This is a genomic window from Paenibacillus sp. 2003 (genome assembly GCF_031455635.1).
Taxonomy (GTDB): domain Bacteria; phylum Bacillota; class Bacilli; order Paenibacillales; family Paenibacillaceae; genus Paenibacillus; species Paenibacillus amylolyticus_B.
The window spans coordinates 300,736-323,407 of sequence record NZ_JAVDTB010000003.1; the positions used below are offsets into that span (position 1 = coordinate 300,736).

Annotated in this window: 23 protein-coding genes; 16 read left to right on the top strand and 7 right to left on the bottom strand. The window is 47.4% G+C overall.

Annotation, left to right across the window (positions count from 1 at the left end; genetic code table 11):
• Positions 1-957, top strand: a complete 957-nt coding sequence (locus tag J2X75_RS16800) for an ABC transporter ATP-binding protein (RefSeq protein ID WP_310338037.1) — start codon at positions 1-3, stop codon at positions 955-957.
• Positions 947-1,552 carry an ABC transporter ATP-binding protein gene (locus J2X75_RS16805; protein WP_310338040.1) on the top strand — a complete coding sequence of 202 codons (606 nt, stop codon included), beginning with the start codon at positions 947-949 and terminating at the stop codon, positions 1,550-1,552. The genes J2X75_RS16800 and J2X75_RS16805 overlap by 11 nt, the downstream gene beginning before the upstream one ends.
• A gap of 184 nt (positions 1,553-1,736) precedes the next feature.
• Here the strand turns inward: J2X75_RS16805 and J2X75_RS16810 are convergent, their stop codons facing one another.
• Positions 1,737-2,930, bottom strand: a complete 1,194-nt coding sequence (locus J2X75_RS16810) for a MalY/PatB family protein (protein ID WP_310338041.1) — start codon at positions 2,928-2,930, stop codon at positions 1,737-1,739.
• Positions 2,931-3,341: 411 nt separating this feature from the next.
• Here J2X75_RS16810 and J2X75_RS16815 point away from each other — a divergent pair, with 411 nt between their 5' ends.
• Positions 3,342-4,031 (top strand): stalk domain-containing protein, encoded by a 690-nt coding sequence (locus J2X75_RS16815; RefSeq protein WP_310338043.1) that lies wholly within the window; start codon positions 3,342-3,344, stop codon positions 4,029-4,031.
• A 198-nt stretch (positions 4,032-4,229) separates the two neighbouring features.
• Here the strand turns inward: J2X75_RS16815 and J2X75_RS16820 are convergent, their stop codons facing one another.
• Complete coding sequence (locus J2X75_RS16820; RefSeq protein ID WP_310338044.1) at positions 4,230-6,239, bottom strand: S9 family peptidase; 2,010 nt, start codon at positions 6,237-6,239, stop codon at positions 4,230-4,232.
• Between the two features lie 395 nt (positions 6,240-6,634).
• Between J2X75_RS16820 and J2X75_RS16825 the strand changes: the two genes are divergently transcribed.
• The 6 genes from J2X75_RS16825 to J2X75_RS16850 all read left to right on the top strand — a co-directional run bounded on the left by J2X75_RS16825 (position 6,635) and on the right by J2X75_RS16850 (position 10,826).
• Positions 6,635-7,192 carry an STM3941 family protein gene (locus tag J2X75_RS16825; protein ID WP_307539327.1) on the top strand — a complete coding sequence of 186 codons (558 nt, stop codon included), beginning with the start codon at positions 6,635-6,637 and terminating at the stop codon, positions 7,190-7,192.
• A 43-nt stretch (positions 7,193-7,235) separates the two neighbouring features.
• The gene (locus J2X75_RS16830; protein WP_310338045.1) at positions 7,236-8,102 is read left to right on the top strand and encodes an aldo/keto reductase; all 867 of its coding nucleotides are present in this window, start codon (positions 7,236-7,238) and stop codon (positions 8,100-8,102) included.
• 223 nt (positions 8,103-8,325) lie between these two features.
• Entirely contained in the window at positions 8,326-8,712 is a 387-nt protein-coding gene (locus J2X75_RS16835; RefSeq protein WP_091015665.1) for a GntR family transcriptional regulator, read from the top strand.
• A complete protein-coding gene (locus J2X75_RS16840; RefSeq protein WP_307539321.1) occupies positions 8,705-9,403 on the top strand; it encodes an ABC transporter ATP-binding protein in 699 nt (232 codons plus the stop codon). The genes J2X75_RS16835 and J2X75_RS16840 overlap by 8 nt, the downstream gene beginning before the upstream one ends.
• Positions 9,400-10,140, top strand: coding sequence for a hypothetical protein (locus J2X75_RS16845; protein ID WP_210109606.1), 741 nt, complete (start codon positions 9,400-9,402; stop codon positions 10,138-10,140). The genes J2X75_RS16840 and J2X75_RS16845 overlap by 4 nt, the downstream gene beginning before the upstream one ends.
• Before the next feature lie 185 nt (positions 10,141-10,325).
• Positions 10,326-10,826: an LURP-one-related family protein gene (locus J2X75_RS16850; protein ID WP_310338048.1), complete on the top strand. Its 501-nt coding sequence runs from the start codon at positions 10,326-10,328 to the stop codon at positions 10,824-10,826.
• 104 nt (positions 10,827-10,930) lie between these two features.
• On the opposite strand, the gene J2X75_RS16855 is transcribed toward J2X75_RS16850, so the two are convergent.
• Positions 10,931-11,815 (bottom strand): WYL domain-containing protein, encoded by an 885-nt coding sequence (locus J2X75_RS16855; RefSeq protein WP_310338050.1) that lies wholly within the window; start codon positions 11,813-11,815, stop codon positions 10,931-10,933.
• The gene (locus tag J2X75_RS16860; protein ID WP_310338051.1) at positions 11,763-13,118 is read right to left on the bottom strand and encodes a helix-turn-helix transcriptional regulator; all 1,356 of its coding nucleotides are present in this window, start codon (positions 13,116-13,118) and stop codon (positions 11,763-11,765) included. Before J2X75_RS16860 ends, J2X75_RS16855 begins: the two co-directional genes overlap by 53 nt.
• A 370-nt stretch (positions 13,119-13,488) precedes the next feature.
• Between J2X75_RS16860 and J2X75_RS16865 the strand changes: the two genes are divergently transcribed.
• Genes J2X75_RS16865 through J2X75_RS16875 form a run of 3 tightly spaced genes read left to right on the top strand, consistent with a single transcriptional unit; the run spans position 13,489 to position 16,264 of the window.
• Positions 13,489-14,982: a TROVE domain-containing protein gene (locus tag J2X75_RS16865; RefSeq protein WP_310338052.1), complete on the top strand. Its 1,494-nt coding sequence runs from the start codon at positions 13,489-13,491 to the stop codon at positions 14,980-14,982.
• 26 nt (positions 14,983-15,008) lie between these two features.
• Positions 15,009-15,812, top strand: a complete 804-nt coding sequence (locus J2X75_RS16870; RefSeq protein WP_310338054.1) for a nucleotidyltransferase domain-containing protein — start codon at positions 15,009-15,011, stop codon at positions 15,810-15,812.
• Positions 15,813-15,823: 11 nt separating this feature from the next.
• Positions 15,824-16,264, top strand: a complete 441-nt coding sequence (locus tag J2X75_RS16875; RefSeq protein ID WP_310338056.1) for a copper amine oxidase N-terminal domain-containing protein — start codon at positions 15,824-15,826, stop codon at positions 16,262-16,264.
• A gap of 134 nt (positions 16,265-16,398) precedes the next feature.
• Here the strand turns inward: J2X75_RS16875 and J2X75_RS16880 are convergent, their stop codons facing one another.
• Positions 16,399-16,791, bottom strand: coding sequence for a RidA family protein (locus J2X75_RS16880; RefSeq protein ID WP_310338058.1), 393 nt, complete (start codon positions 16,789-16,791; stop codon positions 16,399-16,401).
• A gap of 276 nt (positions 16,792-17,067) precedes the next feature.
• Here J2X75_RS16880 and J2X75_RS16885 point away from each other — a divergent pair, with 276 nt between their 5' ends.
• On the top strand, positions 17,068-17,319 hold the full coding sequence (locus J2X75_RS16885) for an RNA-binding protein (RefSeq protein ID WP_047841868.1): 252 nt from the start codon (positions 17,068-17,070) through the stop codon (positions 17,317-17,319).
• A gap of 64 nt (positions 17,320-17,383) precedes the next feature.
• On the opposite strand, the gene J2X75_RS16890 is transcribed toward J2X75_RS16885, so the two are convergent.
• Entirely contained in the window at positions 17,384-18,304 is a 921-nt protein-coding gene (locus tag J2X75_RS16890; RefSeq protein WP_017690279.1) for an AEC family transporter, read from the bottom strand.
• 121 nt (positions 18,305-18,425) lie between these two features.
• Between J2X75_RS16890 and J2X75_RS16895 the strand changes: the two genes are divergently transcribed.
• The 3 genes from J2X75_RS16895 to J2X75_RS16905 all read left to right on the top strand — a co-directional run bounded on the left by J2X75_RS16895 (position 18,426) and on the right by J2X75_RS16905 (position 21,334).
• A complete protein-coding gene (locus tag J2X75_RS16895) occupies positions 18,426-18,941 on the top strand; it encodes a mismatch-specific DNA-glycosylase (protein ID WP_310338060.1) in 516 nt (171 codons plus the stop codon).
• Between the two features lie 226 nt (positions 18,942-19,167).
• Entirely contained in the window at positions 19,168-19,743 is a 576-nt protein-coding gene (locus tag J2X75_RS16900; RefSeq protein ID WP_310338062.1) for an RNA polymerase sigma factor, read from the top strand.
• Positions 19,721-21,334, top strand: coding sequence for a hypothetical protein (locus J2X75_RS16905; RefSeq protein WP_310338064.1), 1,614 nt, complete (start codon positions 19,721-19,723; stop codon positions 21,332-21,334). Before J2X75_RS16900 ends, J2X75_RS16905 begins: the two co-directional genes overlap by 23 nt.
• A 223-nt stretch (positions 21,335-21,557) precedes the next feature.
• On the opposite strand, the gene J2X75_RS16910 is transcribed toward J2X75_RS16905, so the two are convergent.
• A complete protein-coding gene (locus tag J2X75_RS16910; RefSeq protein WP_310338065.1) occupies positions 21,558-22,622 on the bottom strand; it encodes a LacI family DNA-binding transcriptional regulator in 1,065 nt (354 codons plus the stop codon).
• Between the last annotated feature and the right edge of the window lie 50 nt (positions 22,623-22,672).

A 22,672-nucleotide genomic window follows, 5' to 3' on the forward strand; every position in this document is an offset into this window, starting at 1 on the left:
ATGGCTCTGCTTGATATTGAGGGAGTATCGGTGTCATTTCGGCGCGCTCGCGGCTGGTTTGGGCACGAACAGACTTATGTCATTCAGAATCTGGATCTTTCCATAAACGAGGGTGAGATCATGGCTGTAGTAGGCGCAAGCGGATCAGGTAAAAGTGTGCTGGCGCAGGCCATTATGGGCATTCTGCCTGCCAATGCCAGGTTGGAGGGGAGAATAAGCTATAGTGGCGAGCCATTGACTCCAGAGCGGCAGCTTCATCTGCGTGGTGATGAGCTGATGTTAATCCCGCAATCCGTCAGTTATTTGGACCCGCTGATGAAGGTGGGAAGGCAAGTTCAGCCGATAACTCGAGATTTGGGAAGGAAGCGTAGATTCATGAATCAAACCCACTTGAAAAAGACGGAGCAGGAGCTGACGGATCGTTATCATCTTCCTCAAGAAACAGCCGGGAAATACCCGTTTGAGTTGTCCGGAGGTATGGCAAGGCGGGTGTTGATGGCTACAGCGACCTCAGGTCAGCCCAAGCTGATCATTGCCGATGAGCCGACACCAGGCATTCATCCCGAAGTACTGGCCGAGACAATGAAGCAATTTCGCAAGCTTGCGAATGAAGGTGTAGGAATTCTGTGGATTACTCATGATATCACGACAGCCCTGACGGTAGCGGATCGCATCGCTGTATTTTACGCGGGGGCCAATGTAGAGACGGCGCAGGTTGATGATTTTAAAGGGAATGGAGAACTTCTGCGCCATCCTTATACAAAAGCGCTCTGGAATGCGTTGCCGCAGAACGGATTTCAGCCACTCCCAGGCTCCCAGCCATTGGCAGGTCAAGAGATCACGGCAGGATGTTCATTTGCTCCCCGATGTAGCGCAGCAACCGTTGCATGTACCCGCGAACGTCCAGAGCTTCGTAAGGTACGGGGCGGAGAAGTGAGGTGTCTCCATGCCACTTGAAGCACAGAATGTAAGTTACCGTTACGATCAGAAATCATGGGTGTTTCAGCAGATGAATATGCAGGTGCAACAAGGCGAAGTCGTTGGCTTGTGGGGACCGAGTGGCTGTGGGAAAACAAGCCTTGGTCGCATCCTTGCAGGATATGCCGAACCCGTGGCAGGACAAGTGTTACTGGAGGGCGAACCACTCCCACGTACAGGCGTATGTCCGGTTCAGCTGGTGTTTCAGCACCCGGAGAAGGCTGTGAATCCACGCTGGCGGATGCGTCGTGTACTTCAGGAGGCGTCTGTGCAGGATGAACAGTTGCTTGAAGCATTGGGGATTCAGCAAACCTGGCTGGATCGCAGGCCGAGTGAATTATCCGGTGGAGAACTGCAGCGTTTCTGTGTGGCGCGGGCGCTCGGCACAGCGACACGTTACGTGATCGCAGATGAGATGACAACAATGCTGGATGCGATCACTCAGGCACAGATCTGGCATACCGTGATGGGGGTGGCTGGCCAGCGTAATTTGGGGCTATTGATCATAAGCCATGATCGGGATTTGCTGAACAGGTTGTGCGACAGAATTACACCGATGCCGATGTCACTGTAGTTTTAATTAGTTTTGAATAAATAAAATGATTGAATACAAAAGGGCACCCCTTGTGAAGTCATTGACCATGAATGTGAGTCATGGACTTGACTACGGGGCACCCCTTTTACCCTTTTGACAAATATTCGTCATTTAACGAACAGTACACGTTCTGTTCGCAACATACATAGATGTAACTGTCAGCTTATTTGCCCGACACATTGCTTAACAACGCAGATAATCTGCGCATCGCCTCTTCAACCGTAGAACGTGGACAGGCTACATTAATACGCATGAACCCTGTACCCTCCGTTCCAAAGAAGCTCCCGTCATTGAAAGCAAGCCCTGCTTCATGAAGAAGCATGTTGCATAGTTGTGCATGTGGGATATTCAGCTCCCGGAAATCCATCCATAACAGATAGGTCGCTTCGGGCAGATGCATTTTAATCTGAGGCATGTGTTCCGCGACATATTGCTGTACATACTCCATATTTCCACGGATATAGGCAAGGCACTCATCCAGCCATTCCTCAGCTCCGTTGTAAGCAGCTTCAGTTGCAACAGCACCCAGTGTGCTGATACTGGCAAGTCCCATCGTTTTTACACCCTGCGCGAACGATTCCCGTAACTTGGCATTGGGGATAATGATGTTGGATGTGCAGAGGCCAGGAATATTGAACGTTTTGCTTGGAGCCGTACAGATGATACTTAGATCAGAGACGGCGTCCGAGATCAGGGTCAATGGTGTATGAGTTCCCCGCTGATGAACAAGATCGGCATGAATTTCATCTGAAACCATCAGTACGTTGTATTGCAGACACAGTGACGTAAGCCCTTTAAGCTCCTCACGAGTCCATACCCGTCCAACCGGGTTATGAGGACTGCACAGAATCAGCATTTTGACCCGACCGGTCTGTAAGCTGGATTCCAGTTGTTCCAAATCCATCGTGTAATGACCGTTATTCTCTACCAGAGGATTGTTGATCAGTTCACGACCTTGACCACGTACTACTTCATAGAAGGGCGCATACACTGGAGTTTGGATGACCACTGCATCTCCCGGCCCCGTGAATCGTTGTACAGCAATACTGAGTGCGGGCACAATACCTGGAGTGAACACAATCCAGTCATCGTTAATTTTCCAGTTGTGGCGCCGTTCCATCCAGTCTGCAACAGCGGCATGATACGCTTCAGTCCGCACTGTATAACCAAAAATCCCGTGCTCCATCCGTGTTTGCAGGGCCTGAATGACGGATGGTGGAGCAGCAAAATCCATATCGGCCACCCACATCGGAAGCGCATCAGCAGCACCGAAGATCTCCTCAAGCGCATCCCATTTTTCTGATCCGGTAGAGATCCGGTTAATAGACTGATCAAATGTACTGTTATTGTTATTCATCGTATTTAATCCCCCTTGAGTTCCGTTCCTTTGACCACAAATCGACAAATAATTATCTAATACATTGGTTAATTTCGCAACTGTTGTGCGTGTATGATTAGCTTCATATGTACGGTCCGGAATTCAGGACTTTATTCATATAAGAACAACTTAACGAGCCAGAGAACAGCAGGCATACAACAAAGACTATTTTTGTACGCCCTTGGTCCTGTTTTGTTCTTATATTATTTACAACCCCTTGTCAGATGCTATTATATTGCTAACATTTGGTGGAACAACGGGCTGTTATCCGAATAAGCTCGTATCCATACAAGATGAGCATAACTACATGAGTCTTTCGTGTACATCGAGCGATCGTCTTGAATCGTATTATGCATAAGGCTGACATTTGAACTCAGGAGGCGTTTAAGGATGAAAAGCAAAAAGTGCTTCATTGCTGCGGGTGTGATTGGCATGGTGTTAACCGGATCGGCAGGTGTATATGCAGGTACACAACTGGAGACGATCAAAGCTTATCTGAACCATGGGCTCGCCATCGAAGTGAACGGACAGAAATTTACACCGACAGGTGACCAGGGCAAAAAGCTTGCACCAATTACATATCAAGGAAGTACATATCTCCCCGTTCGTTCGATTGCCGATGCGTTGAAGACCGAAGTGAAGTATGATTCCCAAAACAATAAAGTAAGCATCGGTTCTTCAAGCTCTTCTGGCGGGTCCACATCCACAGGCAATAGTGGATCGACATCGCCCTCAACAGGTACAAACACACAGGCGGCAGGCGTGAAGTCCAAGTATCTGCCAGCAGATTTCCCATTACCGAAGGATGCGAAGGCGACAAGTCTCATTGAGAACATCATGGATGGTAACAAAAAAGTAGTGCTCACGTACACAACCAAAGAAACGTTGCTAACCGTTGGAACATCCTACAAAGACTATTACCAGACCAAAAACTTGAGTCAGAACACTCAGGATATACAGGCAGACGGCTTCAGCATCGTGGGTCGTGAAGATGGCAAATATGCCGTAACGATCACGGGTTCTGTGTCTGCGACCAACAAGGACCTGAATGAAGTTACCGTAGTATGGGGCGAAGAGTAAGCGACGAATATAATCACACGCCCTAATACTATCCTGCTTGAGTTGTTCAAAGTATAGTGATCCGGATCCTTCTATTATTCATAAGGTAACGCCAAAAGCCGCCCGTTGAAATCGTAACAGATTTCATTGGACGGCTTTTAGGGTTGAATCCATATCTGGTTCTATACTCTCTGAATTAATAGTCTAAATAGTAGTCCGTTACAGGTACTCGTTAAACCATCCGGCAATATGCTCCAAACGGCGTACCCTTAAGTGAGGGTGACCTCCACGGGACAACTCGTGGTTGGCGCCTGGGAAACGAACGAGCCTTGTTGTCTGCTTACGCCGTTTCAACGCAATGTATAATTGCTCGGCCTGTTCAATTGGACACCGCAGATCCTGTTCGCCATGCAAAATGAGCAGCGGAGTACTCACGTTGCCGACATAAGCGAGCGGGGAATGTTTCCACAGTTTCTCCGTGTCATCCCACGCGTTACCGCCAATCTGATCTTCCGTGAAGAAATAGCCAATGTCACTGACGCCATAGAAGGATAACCAGTTGGAGATGGAACGCTGGGTAACAGCGGCCTTAAAGCGGTCCGTGTGTCCAACAATCCAGTTGGTCATGAAGCCACCATAACTGCCCCCGGTTACGCCCAATCTGGATTCATCGATAAACTCATATTGGGATAGGGCATAATCCACGCTCTCCATAAGATCGCGATAATCGCCACCGCCATAATCTCCGCGACAGGCATCTACGAATTGCTGCCCGTATCCGAGCCCCCCGCGTGGATTGATATACACAATAGCGTAGCCTTGTGCAGCGAGAATCTGGAACTCGTGCATAAATGTAAAACCATACATCATGTGCGGTCCGCCATGAATCTCCAGAATGGTCGGGATTTTGACCCCGTCGACCATGCCATGAGGTTTCATGATCCAACCTTGCAGACGCAGGCCATCTGAGGAATTAAACCAGAAGGTTTCCGGTGTACTAAGGTGGATCTCATCCTCAAACTGTGGATTGCTGCGGGTGAGTTGAATCGGTTCTACCCCGGGATCTTCCGGTTGTTCATACATATAGAGATCACCAGGATTTTGTGTATCGGCAACAGCAGCAACGATCTGCCCGTTTTCCAACTCGGCAAATTGATAAATCTCCCGTTCGTCAGGCCATATATAGTCGGCACTGCTGCCGTCTCGTGCGAATTTGGCGATGCGTACACTACCATGGATAGTCGCCAGACAGAGGATGGATGAACCATCCCTGCTGAATACAGGCCCCGTAGTTGTCAGATGTGATCGCATGTCGCCAACAATGCTGTGATTCAACTGTACGTCCCAATCGGTGCTCAGACATACGAGTTCACCACCTGATAACTGAAGGGTGTACAACTTCACAAGTGTGGCATTTCCATAGGAACGGTCACTGGCGAGCAGTGCAATGGATTGTCCATCCGGTGCAAAGGCCAGTCGGCTGAACGTATATCCTTCTTGGGTCAACTGCTGCACATCTGATCCGTCTGCCTTGGCAAGGTACACATGATTGGTCAGGGTGTAATCGTTATGATCCTCGCCATCTTCGGGCATCTGTGCAATCCAAGCGATGGATGTTCCGTCCGGGGACCAGGCATAGTCTCCAACGTCATAATGACCTGTAGTTACAGGAATTGCTTCCGCATCGATCGGTGCGAGAGCGAAGAGGTGGGAACGGCGACCGTTCCATAATCCACTGGCATCTGACTTCATGCGAATCCGGTCTACGACATGTTCTTGCAGCAGTTTGGGTTTATCGTCTATAGGATCTGTATGTTCTGATTCTTCATCTCCGCTCATATTCACGGATGATTTCACAAGTATGGTATGACCATCTGGTGACCAGAGCAGGGAACTGACGCCATGTTTCAGATGACTGATTTGCTGTGCTTCTCCGCCATCTGATGCGATAATCCACACTTGGGATTTCCCGTCAACCTCTCTTAAAAAGGCCAGCTGAGACCCATCGGGCGACCAGGCAGGGGAATGATCCTTCTCACCAGAGGTAAAGGGCCTGTCCTTTTGACTCCCCAGATGCAGCAGTCTCAGGTGAGAACAATAACCGTCACGTGCTTCATTCGTTTTCCGGCTTACATATACCAGTTGTCCGCTTTGAGGGGACGGAGTTGGATCATTAACCCATGTAATCTGATAAAGATCTTCCGATGTTATGCCGCGCTGACTCATCATTGTTTGTCCTCCCACCATGAATTAGAATTGGTTAATTTCCTAACCTTTCCATTTATATTAACGGAAAGCAAGTGACAGGACAATATGACTAAGGATGGGAGGGGAGACTTTTATAACAGCGATCGGAAGGTTGTTCTGTCATCGGAGTGACCCATGTAAAAATTCTTTAGTTCAATTCATATAGGTGTGTTAAAAGGAATTGCTCGAAGGATGACGAATCCTAATGTTGAATAAGCGCAGAAATGATGAAAAATGGTCTTAATTTAATGTTTAACTTCGGTGAATTTGGTTTAATGGACAATGCAATTCCTGTTCTACAATCAGGTATTTGGTTCATAGCCATTCGTTTATATAGAACTCGTATGATTCAGTCGTAATGAAGGAGGAACGTCACGTTGAGCACATCCTATGAGCAGCATGTAGAATATCCAAACCGGAAACGAATGGCGTGGCTTACGGCAGGGGCGGCACTTTTTGTGGCAGCCGGATTTTTTTTGATTTTTGATCGTTCTTCAGGTACGAATGATTCCATCCTTTCGGATGTGATTGGACTTCTATCCATTTTGTTTTTTGGGCTATGTTTCTGCTACAGTCTGGTAAAGATGATTAAGAAGGAACCTTCTTTTGTAATCGATGAGGATGGGTTTGTGGATGCATCTTCTTATACCGCAGGAGGAGCCGTGGCCTGGAGAGACGTTGAGAATATTTTTATGTATGAATTAATGGGACAGAAAATGATCGGGGTCAAATTGCGGGACGAGAAAGCCTTTCTGGATCGCCAGAACGGGATGAAACGCAAATTGATGACGGTCAACAGCAATATGGTCGATGCGACCATCAGCGTTGCCCAAAGTAGCCTCACAGTGCCACTGGATCAATTGTATATCATGATGATGAGCCACTGGAGACATGTGAGTGATAACATGATATATGATTCGTATAACCATCGTTAGAGAGGTCAGAATGTCCATAAGTCTTCAGAATGGAGGAATATAGATGATGCATGATAATCAGACACGCACAATTCTACTTCCGGATGGAACTGCCCTGCCTGCGATAGGGCAAGGCACATGGAACATGGGAGAGAAGCAATCCAGCCAAGAAGAAGAAATACGGGCACTGCGTTCCGGTATTGAACTGGGAATGACCGTGATTGATACGGCGGAGATGTATGCAGAAGGTGGGGCAGAAGTTGTTACGGGAAAGGCCATCTCGGGCCATCGTGACGAAGTTTTTCTCGTATCCAAAGTGTATCCCCATCATGCGGATCGCAAGCAGATGATTACGGCCTGTGAGCGTAGTCTTACGCGTCTTGGTACAGATCATCTGGATATGTATTTGCTCCACTGGCGAGGGGGAGTGCCACTCGAAGAAACGGTTCAGGCCTTGGAACAGTTGAAGCAATCTGGTAAAATCCTTCGCTGGGGTGTATCGAATCTGGATACAAGGGATATGCAGGAGTTATGGAGTTTGCCAGAGGGTTCTCAGTGCATGGTGAATCAGGTGCTTTACCATGCAGCTTCGCGTGGTATCGAACATGATCTGCTTCCCTGGATGCGCGAACGTAGCGTTCCTGTTATGGCGTATTGTCCACTGGCACAGGGCGGCAGACTTCGAAGTGAATTGTTGGAGCATCCCGTCATTCAGGAGATTGCGCAGGGTCGAGGAGTTACGACTTCGCAGATCGCATTAGCCTGGGTGATCAGGGATGGAGATGTGCTGGCGATTCCCAAGGCGGTACAGCTGAATCATGTGGCAGACAATGCAGCAGCAGTGAATATCGTTTTGACACAAGAGGAACTCACCCGGTTGGATGAGGCATTCCCTGCGCCTAAAGGTAAGGTACCTTTGGATATCGTGTAGCTGGCTCTTTTTATGGGATAAGCATATGAATAAGATAACAATACGATTAATAATGTTATGCAGAGCAGATCTTCACGATCTGCTCTTTTTTTGTATGGATATCAATAGTCGAAGCTGGCCCATCAATTGAGAGAATATATATTTTAACAAATGGGCTTTACAACACTATTTCACTAGTGTACTATGTAACTAACACACCAGTACAGAGAGGAGCGAGTGCTTTGTGACTATGGAATTTGATAACAACTTACCAATATATCTGCAGATTATGCAGTACATCAAGAGACAGATTGTAACCGGGACACTTCAGGCAGGTGACAAAATCCCTTCGGTTCGTGAACTGGCGGCTGAATTACAGATCAATCCCAATACAGTACAACGGACATTTCAGGAACTGGAGCGAGAAGAAGTGGTCGAAACCAAACGGGGCTTGGGCAGATATGTAACCAGTGAGGAGCGGAAGATTATGACGATCAAAAAAGAGATGGCCGGTGAATTGCTGGAACGCTTTCTGACCGGAATGCAGGAACTGGGGATTGAAGAGCAGGATATCTTATCGATCGTAGCCGATGCCGTTGCGGAAGGAAAGGGAGGAAAAACGCATGAGTAACATCCTTGAACTGAACCAGATTAACAAGACATATGGCAGTAAGAAAGCGCTCAGTAATATCACATTGGATATTGCTCCTGGCCGAATCGTAGGTTTGCTGGGTAGCAACGGCAGTGGCAAAAGTACGCTCATGAAACTGGTTGCAGGTTTGCTGCATCCAAGCAGTGGAACGATTCAAGTCACAGGTAAGCCTGTTGGGCTGGAGACGAAGTCACTGGTTTCATTTATGCCGGATCGTCCATTAACCGAGAAGTGGATGAAAGTGCGGGATGCGATTTCGTACTACCGCGATTTCTATGCTGATTTTGACGAGGAGAAGGCACGGGAGATGCTCGATTTCATGAACCTTGTCGAGAGTGATCGGGTGCGGCATCTATCGAAAGGTATGAATGAGAGACTACAACTAACACTGGCGCTATCCCGTAAGGCTCGTCTGTATCTACTGGATGAACCGATTGGCGGAGTAGATCCGGTTGCGCGTGGCAAGATTCTGGATGCGATCGTCAAATTCTATGATGAAGACAGCAGTCTGATCATTTCCACACATCTGGTGAATGATATCGAACGGATTTTTGATGAAGTGGTCTTCATTCGTGAAGGTCAGCTGGTGATGCGGGAAGAAGTGGAAACGCTCCGTCTGAAATATGGGAAAAGTGTGGATGAGATGTTCAAGGAGGTCTATGCGGAATGATGACATTATTGAAGTATGACTTTAGAAGGAACTGGAATACACTGCTGGCCGGGCTGGTTATTTTGATTATTGCGCAAGTGGCGCTTTCCCTTTTCATGTCTGAGGTCGCAGGGGTTGTGCTTGGCATTATGGGTTATGTTGGGGTAGGTGTGGCTGTTTATGTGAAGATGATCAAAACATACACGTCCAATATCCGCTCTTATAATCGCCGTCTTTTACCCGTAACGGGCCTATCCCATGTGTTGTCTCCTTTGATCTTTGGAGCTCTTTGCGGGTTGGGATTAGTTATTATATTTACGACTCATGCCTACATCTATATCTCAATGAAACTCCGAATGAACGTGGTTACCAATATTGATCTTTCGGGTCTGCATGTTTCGGATTATGTTAGTTTGTTACTGTTTATTGCTTGGGTTATGGTATTCATGACTGTCATCATCTTCCTTTCGATCTCGATTGCAGGCAGCTTCCGTTGGAGAACTGGACCATGGATCGGAATCGTTGCATTCTTAGTCCTCGTTAATCTGATTGGCTGGTTGGAGAATATAATTACGACAGGACGCTTCAGTCCAAATGAGATGTTCCGTTACACCGAAGAAAGTACAGGTATTGCAATCACAGCCAATGGCGTATTATGGTCGGACGGTATGTGGGGGAGTATTGTATTTGAAGTCATCGTAGCAGTTATCTTGGTGTGGGCTACCATTTATCTGAACAACAAAAAAGTTGAAGTCTGATGACAGGATAACTTTAACGTGATGCGGGCAACCAGGGTTGCTCGTTTTTTTTTTACATCCAGTGATGATCCGATTTTTGAATCCAACCCCATTAATAATACATAAATATAGATATATTGTGTGTACGATGCGAGACTAGGTTAAAGAGAACGAAAGGGGATATGTAAGGGAAAGGAGAACGTATTATGGAACTATACTTCAGGGATAATTTTTTTAACGCGGGTTACACCGAGATTATGAATCCGAATCAGGAACAGGCCGGACATCTGGATTTGAAAAGTGTCTTTGGCTCTTCGCTCGATGTATCCGATAACTCGGGATTGGTCTGTAGCGGCAAATTCCGCTTGTTAACCAATCGTTGGGATATCACTGCAACCGATGGGAGACATCTGGGAGTATTGCGAGCGAGGTTTAGTTTCTTCAGTAAAAAGTATGAGTATGATGCAGGATCGCGCGGTACGTACGATGTGTCTGCTCCGGCATTCTCGCAGGAATATGATATCAGTGGAAGTGGTGGACGCATCGTGGCAAGTTTCCGTCGCACCAGCGGCTGGTTTAGTTCAGGGGCATTTGTATTGGATAACCAGTCGGACCAACTGGACACATATGAATTAATTGCAGTGGTCATGGGAGTGCATGCGATTAACAAGAGACGAAATTCAGCTGCCAGCAGTGGTGGAACCTAGTCAGGCTCATGCACAGCAAAAAGGTTTGGATGAGATCATCCAGACCTTTTTATATATGGGTTTGTTTTTGAGCAAAGGGCTAGGGTTAACCGACTTTTACGAAATCAATGACCATCGGCTTTTGCGAGCGGTTTTTCCTCGGGTTGGCGGTGCTGAACTTCATTGGAGTATTCGGCATGTTTATCAGGCTCTTTTTCCGCATAACGGGCCAATGCCTTGGCAGCTGTTTCGGACATTCGCTCCCGCATCACTGTGTGGTCAGCAATTCGAACCCGTTTACCGAGAAAACGCATTTTGGATAAGACGTAATCCATCTCATTCCGCGGGACGGTCAGCTCGATCCGATATGTCTGCTTGGTTTCCATGTACTCGACCTGTTTCTCGAAGCAGGAGAAGGCATAGAGGATTCGGGACAGCTCCTGATTGAACTCAGGCAATACTTCGATGGTGATGGTCGTTTTACGCTTCTCCGTAATTGCAGCAATTCGGGCAGTGTACCCCGAAGCGGCATCCCGCTCAATCGGTTGAGCTTCCACGGTAACGATACTGTGCAGCTTGGTAGACATGAGTTTGTCGATGCGAGGCGCGTACCAGAGCACGTACCATTCTTTTTTGACCATGGAATACTCCAGTTTATATGGGAACCCCAATTCATCCTGGCTTGTGCGTCCATTACGGACGCGACCGATCAGCCGAAATCCCTGGCGATGAAGAATGATTAATCGTAACCGTCTAAGTAGTGGATGAGAGACACTGTTTTCCTCACTTTTGGCTTTTTCGGTCAGATAATCCTGAAGATTCAGATCCTGCTCATCATTCAGCATGTTGTGCATTTTATCCAATGTTACAGCACTCAGGGCTTCTCTTGCGGCAGGGTGATTCAGCATCATGCGAAGCCAGGCCCGTTCCTGTGAGGTCCAGGTGAACAGTCCGGTTTCATTCAGTCGGGTCATCATCTGGTAATTGAACATCTTCTCGAACAGGTTCATAATATTCCGCAATCTCCTTCCATTCCTTGATCATCTCCTGGCGTAGTCTCTGAGGTGCGATGATTTCGCAGCTTGAGCCAAAACTCCGCAACCACGGTTTGATCTCGGTGGTACCGTTGACCTGGATTTCGTAGAGAAAGGTATGATCCGTTTCGGGTATGATCTTGCCCCATTGACCTTGCAGACGAACCCGATCCAGAATGAAGTTGCGCTGACCACGCTCCGGGTGGAAAAAGCGAGCTTGAACTGTCACGGTACTCCCCGTATCTACCAGCCAACTGTAGCGACTAATGTCAGTCCACTGCTGCTTCAACTCGAGCATGTATTCCTCTTCGACTGAATCCTCTTCCTCCAGTTGGGTTATGCCTTCCATGCGGAATTTCACGAAGCCACGGCGGCCCTGATATCCAATGACATACCAACGACCATACTGATGGTCATAGATCACTTCAAGGGGCACGATCTGGTTGGATCGACCACCTGCTTCCCGTTCAAAGCGTGGATTCGTATTCTGTGAACTGTAGCTGGATGGTTTTTTCGGTGAATAATATAGGAACTGCACACGCTTGCGCTGACGAATCGCACTAAGCAGCGTGTAGAGATGAGCTTCGTCCAGGATACGAGAATAATAGTGATACTTGTAGATATAGGGTTCGGTGGCTTCTTCTTGCGGAAAACTTGCGGTAATGGCTTTCTTCAGACTGTCCCGCAATAAGTACCCCTGTACGGAAGGAACTTGGGTATTTGCCATCATATCGACAAAATCATACAACTCCAGCTGTTCCTCCACGGTTAATTCAGTAAGGACATCCTGTTGCAAGGCATAGCGATACGGTCTGCCACCCGGCTCTTTTCGAATAACCCCAACCTCTTCCAGATACTTCAGGTCGGAGCGAATGGTTTTCTCGTCAGGTAGTGCCAGATCTTCCGGCAGATCAGCACAGCAGGCGTCCAGCAGTTCCATCGCGGTCAGGGTTTTATGTTGTAAGGTATGCAAAAGGACAGAAAGTCGCTGAACTTCAGTCTCTTTCATCGACTTGGCGCGGAAGAGGAAGAGCAGCAGGGGTTCTGCCGACTCCCCGTATTGGAAGCGGACGAGATCTGCCATTTCCCGGCTTGCTTCGGCACCTGAGCGTTGGTCGGCGACGGTCTGCATGATTTCTTTTAATCTGCGATTGGTTTTATCAAAGGTATGTACGGATATGCCAAGCCGCTCGGCATACTGTTTGCGGTTATACGCACCGCTTGTTAGGGATAACATGCGTAAGAACTGAATTTCTTTGTCAAAACTCTCTCTTGCCATGAACATTCACTCCTTGTTATCCCTTCATTGTAGCAGGAAGAGTGGCGGGTTTCATTTAAACTTGTGAAGATTGACTCAATTTCAGAAAATGATTCGTCGCCATACTTTCGCCATGTTCGCGTGCAGATGTGTGAGGCATATTGAGGATGTGAAGCGGGGCAGCAGCAAGCACTGTGGATCAAGGTTCCGAGGCGCCAGGGAGGGTTACTTCGACTGTTAATCGACCAGGTCGTTGGTTCGAATCCAATCGCCGCCGTTCATGGCGGTGTAGCTCAGCGGTAGAGCGGGTATTATACCTTCCCACCTTTTTCCTCGGAACATTTTATTATGAAAGAACAGCCAATAGACTCACACCGGGAGGTCATGAGTGATGAGCAGAGCGAAACAATTATTTAATCAACCTCAGCCAACGACACGTAATCATGGGGGCTACGGAGCCTATGAGCGATTGGTGGAGGAACAATATATACAGATGTTGATGACCAATACATTAAACAATACGTTCTATGCAGATACACAGCAACTGATGCACGATGCAATGGTCAGTCATCAGGAGATGGCTGAGGTTGATGCAGGTTTTATGGCGCGGGCGCTGGTCTATGCTCGTAATGAAGGTTTGATGCGGTTACAGCCTCTATACGGGCTGGCATTTCTGTCCAAGGTGGACGCGGTTCAGTTTGCAAAGGTGTTCTCCCAAGTCGTACAGACACCGGCTGATTTGGCCGATTTTCTGACTATTCTGAGAGGAATGGGTCGGGGGCAGGGCGGCCGAGCGGTGAAGCGTCAGGTGAGTCTCTTTTTGAACGGCATTACTGAGTATTGGGCGATCAAATACAACGGGCGTGGGCGTGGATACAGTCTGGGCGATATGATCGCTACAGCACATCCCAAGCCGATAGATATGAAGCAGCAATCCTTGTTTCGTTATTTGCGCGGGCATGAGGTGGATCTGACGGAACTGCCGCAGTTACAAGCGCTGGAGGAACTAAAAGCTACGCCCAACCCCGCAAGCCGGATGCATCTGATTGAGAAAGGTAAACTCCCGTATTCGGTGGTCACCTCGATCATGCAACCGACACGTACGATGTGGGAGGCGTTAATGTCACAAATGCCGACCTTTGCGTTGCTGCGCCATCTGAACGCAATGGATCGGGCAGGTGTTTTTGAAAAATCAAAAAATATCGATGTTGTTACACGTCGTCTAACGGATGTGGAGGCCCTGCGCAAGTCGCGTATATTGCCTTTCCGATTCGCCAGTGCATATGAAATGATTGCGAGGGAAGAGTTGCGGGATGCTTTGCGACAAGCGGTAGAGCTATCCATTGGCAACCTACCAACGCTGCCGGGAAGAACGGCTATTTTCCTGGATCGTTCCGGTTCCATGCAAGGGGATTATTTACGGATTGGTTCGGTACTGGCGCTGGCGCTTTATAAACAAACTGGAGGTAACGCACTGTTCTGGTTATTCGACCATATGGTTGAAGATGCTCGTCCCAAGATGAATGAAAGCATTCTTTCCCAAGCTCACCGTATTCGCGCACAAGGTGGAACAGACACCGGTCGACCGGTGCGGGAACTTCGGGATATCGGAGAAAAAGTGGATCAGATCATTATGATCACCGATGAACAGCAGAATGAAGGCAGCCCGTTATATGCCGAGCTTGAGCGATATCGCCGGATGATGAATCCGGAGTTGAAGGCATTTATTGTGGATATAGCACCTTATCAGCAGGCAATGGTACCGCCACGGGATGGCAAAACCTTTTACATCTACGGTTGGAGTGAAACGGTATTGACGTATATTGCCGAGAATGTGGCAGGATATGATACACTCGCGAACCGGGTGAGAGAGATCGAGATTTAATTGAGGGAATTTGGAGGCGGCTGACCATGACCTACGTTCATGAAGAAATGAGAGATATGATTAGACAACAGCTGAAGCAGATTGAACAGGAGGAGCAGGTACGGATCATCTATGCCTGTGAATCAGGCAGCCGGGCGTGGGGATTTCCTTCCCAGGATAGTGATTACGATGTGCGTTTCCTGTATGTAAGACCGCTGGAATGGTACTTGTCGATTGAGGATAAAAGGGATGTTATTGAACGCCCGATCAGTGATCAGCTCGATATCAATGGTTGGGATCTGCGGAAGGCGTTGAAGTTGTTTCGCAAATCGAACCCGCCACTGCTGGAGTGGCTGCAATCCCCCATCCAGTATGATGAACGGTATAACGTGGCACAGCATATCCGTGCACTGTCGCCTTTGACCTTCTCACCCAAGTCCTGCATGTATCATTATCTGAATATGGCAAAGGGCAACTTCCGCGATTATTTACAAGGTGAGCAGGTGAAGATCAAAAAGTATTTCTATGTTCTACGTCCATTGCTCGCTTGTGGCTGGATTGAACGTTATGATGCGATGCCACCGATGGCATTCGAAGAGCTGGTGCAAGAACTTGTACCTGCGACTACACCGCTGTATACAGAGATTCATGAATTGCTGCGCCGGAAAAAGGCGGGTGAGGAACTGGATCTGGAGCCGCAGTTGCCAGCAGTACAGGCTTTCTTAGCCGAGAAGATCGAGCATTTTGAACGACTGGCTGGCCAGATGGAGAATGAGCAGATTATTCAATTTGAAGAATTGGACCGGATTTTCCGTTTTGCATTACAAGAGGTGTGGGGCGAACGGGGGTAAGAGGAAGAAAGTTGCGTACTGGCAACACTATTGCTGGTACCAAGAAAAGTAACAAGTCTTCAACGGCAACCCAAAAGAAAGCCACTCCTAAACCAGAATATATCAAGTCTGCTGTTCAGGTGAAGGTGAATGGTTCCAAGGTTATTTTCACTGAATCTCCTATTGTAATGAATAACACGAATCTCGTACCCCTGCGTGAGATGGCCAAAGCGTTGAAGGCCAAAACGTCTTGGGACAGTAAGACTCAAACCATTACCGTTACCAAAGACAAGTACAAGCTAATCTTTACCTTGGGTAGTAAAAAGGTGAAGGTTAACGGGAAAGAAGTCACCCTACAGGCAGCACCCAAAGAAATTAAGGGAACGACGTACATTCCGCTCAGAGTTTTGGTAGAAGGGCTTGGGGCATCCCTCACTTCATCTGGTAATACGCTGACGGTGAAAGTCAAATAATAAGAATAAGAATTCATAAAGAAGCAGGTTAGGAGTTCATCCGGCCCTGCTTCTTTTTTTGTATATGAACTTCGTTAAAGTGAAACCTCATCAGGCCATTTTACTTGGCGCTGCAACTTTTGACATGACTTGGATCAGTTGGTATGAGCAACGGCGCGAATCTCAATCAGTTGATGAGGAAAGGCGAGTCCGGAAGTTCCAACCATCGTGACAGCCGGACGATGCGTACCGATGTACTCTTTGTACACGGCAACACATGGCTCAAGATGCTCCTGAGGATGAACTAAAAAAATCTCCAGTTCAGCAATGTTCGACTTGGTCACATTAAATCCCGCGAGCACGCGATCCAGGTTATCCAGTGTCTGACGAACCTGTGCTTCAATATCATCGACACCAATAAACGTCCCCTGCATATCATGCGAAAATTGCCCTGCAATGTAGATCATACCGTTAACGCTGTATCCCTGAGCCACGCTAAATGCTTCTTCCCACGGGACACCGTGGCTATATATTTGAGCTGTAGACATATATTTCTCTCCTTTGGGAATTCAAGATAAGGTTAGTATAAACGGAGAAAAACGACTTGGGCAGTACGCACTTTCATGACAGTGACTATCCATAAGGATAGTGTGAACACGGTGTTTGTAAGCCTAACGACTCATTCCAGAGAATCTTTATATCAGGATATTTAATTTTGGTATAACTAACTTAAGTCCTATATCCTTCCCCTAGAATCTGGGTAATAATTATAGTAGGCAAGTGATTAATGGAATCTCATAACGTAACGATAGGGGGTAACCTGTATGGCATCTGTGATTCTGCTGGTGAAACAGACGGAGGACGATGAGAAGGTTATATATCGCTTCGGACCGAATGAGCGAAAGATGGGGCTCATTGAGATGAATAAGATCAAGGAAAGTGTGAGGGAACTGGAACCTGTCCAGGTGGATGGGGTAAGTCCGAGTTTTTTCTTTAACCGAGCCGCGCAGCGACTGGTACGATGTTTATTCAGGGAAGGCGGCAAATTCCCGGAACGAACGACGTTTGAATCATAATTATGGTAATCAGAAAAACAAGTCCACAACCCTGTTCGCAGGTCATGGACTTGTTTTTCTATATTCAGAACGTTTTGGCATAAGAGATCAGTGCCGTAATTGTGATGATATTAAGCAACGTTGAGATCAGCACCGTCTGGGCTGCAAAATCGGGTTCGTTATCGTATTCTTCCGCGAGAATGGATGCGTTGACACCGGTCGGCATACCCGAAGCGATAATGAGTGCCTGTGCAGCGATACCTTCCAACCCAAGCAGAAGCACAATCGATATTCCGATAGCCGGGCCGATCAGGAGTCGCAAAAATGTGCTAATATACACATCAAGACGGTATAGTTGAATTGGATATTTTACAATCTGTGCTCCGAGTGTCAGAAGCGCCACGGCAACCATACTTTGCTGCGCATAGGTCAGCGGCATGGACAGGAACGTAGGCAAGGGAACCTTCCACATGTGTAACAGAATCCCCAGCAAGAGCGCATACGGAACAGGCATTTTAAGAAATCCAATAATCACCGCACGGTAATTACCTTTGAGCTTCGCGCCCTGAATGGACAACACGCCATAGGTGAATGTCAGTAATGCCTGCAAAGACATGACCAGTGCCTGAATGGAAGAGGCGAGTGGATCGCCGCGGAATACCAGTGCATTGATGGGCAATCCATAGTTGCCTGCGTTATCCAGCATAATACTGTTGTTGAAGGCAGCCTTCATGCCTTTATTCATCCGAAGCGAGCGCGCAAATACAGAACCTACAATATAGAGAATCAATACATATATCGCGTAAAAGAGTGTCACGGTCCCAAGCAGTTCGCCCGACATATCCGAGTGGTACATGCTCATAAAGACGGCTGCGGGGGTAATACAATAGAAATTGATTTTGGCGAGTGTGTACAAGTCCAGCTTGAACACCTTTTGCATCCAGGACCCGACGGCAATGAGGAGAAAGACGGGCAGGACGACTTCAAGCATGATGTCTGCAATCATTAGTTCAGCTTCCTTTTTCATGAAAATTTCAATCCGATTTCGAAAATGCTTTGCTCATTATATCATTTTATACACAACCGAATGTGTGAATTGGCTAAAAAACATCAGGAGGGGTTGCATCATGATTCCAGATCATCTGGATGTTGGTTTATCGATATTGTTTATTGGTTTCAATCCGAGCATTACGTCTGGAGAGACGGGTCATCATTATGCTTACAAAGGAAACCGGTTCTGGCGCATTCTTGAACGGTCGGGATTAACCCCGCGTTTATACGATGCACAGGAGGATGGAGAGTTGCTGAAGCTGGGATATGGATTCACGAATATTGTGGCCCGTCCCACCAGAGGTATGGAGGATATTACAAAGGAAGAGTACGCAGAAGGACGACAGATTTTACGGCAAAAGCTGGAGAAATACCGACCGGACATCGCTTGTTTTGTTGGAAAAGGCGTGTACACCCAGTACAGCAAGCGTACCAAAGTACAATGGGGATTCCAGGATGACCCGGTCGTCAAGGAAATTCAGGAGTTCGTCGCTCCGTCGTCCAGTGGGCTCGTGCGCATGTCGATGGATGAGATTGTGTCGATCTATTCCCAGCTTGCTGATTTTGTTGCGGAGAAGAACAGGGAAGATTAAGAGGTAAGAAAGACAGGAGAGGTAAGATAGCAGCAGTAATAGGCTACCACGAAACCTATAGAGAATGTGCAGCGACAATCACAGAATGTTGGTACGCAGAGTTCACCCTGTCGGCTCCGCCGATGAGGGCGAATTCTTTTTTTTGGATAAAGTGAGAGGTTTCGGGACCGGCTTCCGTCTATATAGTACAGAACCATGCATGGAAGCTGTAGAGAAGGGGGATTACATGACTCAACAGATACCGGAGGAGGAGCTTATTGAGCGCATTGTTGCAGGGGATAAGCAATTGTTCTCCGTGCTTGTGGATCGATATAAAAATAAAGTCTACGGCATCATGCGCGGAATGGGTGCGAGTCATCCGGATGCACAGGATCTCGCTCAGGATACGTTTATTCGCATCTATCGTTATCTCCCGTCGCGGCGAGAGGGAAGCAGTTTCTCGTCGTGGGTATACAGCATTGCGGTGAATCGGATGCGGGATTTTATACGGGAAAAGAAACCCGTCATGTCTCCAGTCGATCAGGGGATCGAACCTGTCAGTAATGAAACACCTGAAAAGCGTGTGCTGCATAAAGAGATGCAGCGTGAAATATATCGCCAACTCGAACAGTTACCTGATTCGTATCGCTTGGTGTTATTACTGAAGTACACAAACGAGTTAAGTTATGAAGAGATTGCAGATATTACAGGCATGAGTTCAACCAAAGTGCGTAACGCCCTTTATCGCGGGAAAAAAACGCTGAGGAAGCAAATGGAACGTAAAGGAGGTTTAGCTACGTATGAAGCCTATTTCAAGGGATGAGGATCGGTTGTGGGAGGAGCACCTGTACCGTGAGGAGCCGGATGCGGATTTTACGCTGAAGGTCATGCAGAAGTTGGATGGGGTGTCCATGGAAAGTGGAGAAGAAGAGCATCCATTCTTAAAAAAATCCATGAGAGCACATTGGATGCTTCGGACTGGAATCGCCGCCGCGGCAGTTGTGATACTTGCCGGAGGGGCCTGGTTTGCTTTTGACCGAACAGCAGAGCCAGCACAACCCGCGGTAAATGCTGTGGATCGTCTGCCATTGCCTAACATACCTGTGCCTGAAGCATTGAAATATTCCTATTTTGCGGATGATTATAAACGTCTTAAACCTCTTGGACTTGTGGTTAATCCGGATATCAATATCAATGACCAGGGCTACACGCTTAAAATTGAAGACGTGCTTGTAGACCGATCTCATATGGTAATGACCATGCAACAAACAACACCTGATGGATTAGGGTTATCACGGTCACTGTATGCGATGGGGAGAATTCATGTTACGGATGAAGAGGGGCGACAGGTTGCCACTCTTGCAAGAGATGCAAGAACAAAGGGCCCTCTATCTGAACGATTGTTATTCCAGTTTGATGATGAAATTCCGGATCAAGTGGTCGTGCGGGGTGAACTGCGTAATTTAAATGTGGGCAGATATTATGATTACGAGAAGAAATCCTACGAAGATAGAGATGTTACGGTGGATTGGAGCTTCCAATTCAATATCGATATGACCAAAGCCAAATCATTGGCTGTTGAAAATTCTATGGATAACACATATACGACGCCAGAAGGACTAAAGCTTGATATGACACAGCTTGTACGTACGCCAAATGGAACCCGGCTAGATCTAAATGTGAAGCTGGAGGATAAGCTTCGTGGCAAAGTTGATGAGGATTGGGCGAACTATATGAGCATTATCTACCATCTTGAGATTCCTGAAACAAATGAATATCGAATTTTCAATGGAATAAGACCAGATGCCCGTCAAGCCAAGTTTCGACTCCAAGATCAGAGTGACTTAAGGAATGGTGGGCCGTTGAAGTTGTCAGAGACATGGGACCCTGCGTTTGTAACGGTAGATGCGAAGAACATTCGCTTTGTTCTGGATGGTTACACCCTCCCGGTGAAGGAAGAGAAATCAGTGGAAGTTGATCTGGAGAAGAGGCGTAAGGACACGAATTTTTATACTTTTGCACAATTTGAACAGCTTGGAGATAGAATATTATTCTATGATTTTGAGTACGAGCCACTGATGGAATCGTATGATCCTCCGAAGATTGATGTAAAGGAAGGGTATTCACTAGTTCTGAAGGGGAGTGGGACGTTCCGAAATGCTTTCATGGGTGATCGCTGGGTTGCAGTAGATTCGGATGGAAAAGAGTATCCTGTTGAAGTGAACGGTTATCCGGATCAACCTAATAATAACGGTGAATACGTTGAAGATGATCTGCAATTAAAAATTCGGGGGTTTAACGAAGAAAAGGGTACAAAATTCACTTTGAAAAGAACCGCAGTTAACCGAGAGTATCGCGATGTGAATTGGGAAGTGGACCTTCCGTCGTACAATAGCTTGCCCTGGCTGGAATAACCACTAGTACAATTCTCAGACATGAAGTAAATGAAAACTTCGAATGGATGTATAAGGATGGATCAACAGATTTAAGTGTGGATGTATAGACATATAAGGATATAAGCCTAATATACGAAAAGGCCCTGCATAATGGTATGCGGGGCCTTTTTCGTATGCACCAGACTTACGGGGGCATACCTAACGAATCCATCTTCAGAAAAGAGCAGTTACCCTTTCCGAATTATGCAGATTCCCTTGGAATTAACGTAGTCGATAACATAACCGTTTCTTTCGGCGTCCCCGGGCGTTCGATCCGGCGTTGTAAAGCTTCAACGGCACGCTGTCCGAGTTCCTCTTTACACAGATTAACTGTGGTCAGAGGCGGGGAAGACGTAACGGCAGAGTGTACATTGTCGATACCGATGACAAGGCAATCTTTAGGTGTGGAGATGCCCATCTCCTGTAATTTGTGCATCCACTGCAAAGCAATATCATCATTAACACCGATCCAGGCATCGGGACGTTTGTCATCTGGCATGCTTTGAATTGTGGTAGCCAATTGGTTAACCCATTCGCCGTTCTCATACGGAATATTCCATTCTCTGAAGCTGGTCGTATGACTGGTGTCCACATGGAAATGGTTCAAAGCCAACTCAATCCCGATTTTCCGCTGGGCGAAGCTCGCAGCACGACCATCATCTGTGATGAGACCGATTCTTCGGCAATTCATAGACATTAGATATCTAGCCACGGTGATGCCAGCTTCCAGATTATCATGGCTGATCGTATCACAATTCAGCAGGGGCTCCTGATGATCTACCAGAATAATAGGCCGGCCGGTCTGAGAGAGTCGTTGCAGAACCGTATGCGGGAAAGCCCCCATGACAATAATCCCGGCACAACGTTCCCAGTCCAAGTGAGGAGCAATAGCTTTTTCGGGAGAGGTGTTCTCGTCTGTCACTCCGAGTGAGGGAGATACAATGGCATGATGCCAACCACGCTCATTACAGGCGGAGATCATGCCTGACAGAACACGTTGCCAGTAGTGAGGTTCACCGCGGTTGAGCTGATTCATGCATATGAGAGCAAACGGTGGATCGGAAGGATCATCCACATGGTTTGCGGCAGCAGGACCGTTGGCAGCACCTGGAGTACTTTGGCGATATCCCAAAGCCCGAGCAAGTTCCAGTACCCGTGCACGTGTGGCTTCACTAACTCCCGTCTTGCCACTGAGTGCGCGGGAGACGGCATATTTGGATAATCCGAGCTGGTCAGCCAGCGTCTGAATGGATACTTTGCGTGACATATCATTACTCCTTCGTATGTAAGCGAACTGCATAAATCCATTGAGATGAC